The sequence below is a fragment of the Methylobacterium ajmalii genome (assembly GCF_016613415.1).
In the GTDB taxonomy this organism is placed as follows: domain Bacteria; phylum Pseudomonadota; class Alphaproteobacteria; order Rhizobiales; family Beijerinckiaceae; genus Methylobacterium; species Methylobacterium ajmalii.
In genome coordinates, this window is the sequence record NZ_JACWCT010000037.1 from 15,169 (window position 1) to 15,439 (window position 271).

Below are 271 nucleotides of genomic sequence, written 5' to 3' on the forward strand. Positions count from 1 at the left end.
CGCGCAGCTGATCACTGTCGTAGGCCGCATCAGCCAGGACAACCGCAGCAGGGAGATCCGCCAGCAGCGCCCCGGCCTGGGGCGCATCGCCCTTCTGGCCCGCCGTGATGACAAACCGAACTGGACAGCCCAGACCGCGCACGGCCAGGTGGATCTTGGTGCTCAGGCCGCCACGGGATCGGCCAAGAGCCTGATCGGACGGGGCAGGATCATCAGGCCCCCTTTTTTCGCGCCCGCCGCATGTTGGTGAGCGCGCACGATGGTGGAGTCG

Annotated in this window: 1 pseudogene; it reads right to left on the minus strand. The window is 67.9% G+C overall.

The features are described 5' to 3' along the window. Positions 1–271 (minus strand): annotated as a pseudogene (locus HPY23_RS06970) (transposase); the annotation flags it as partial.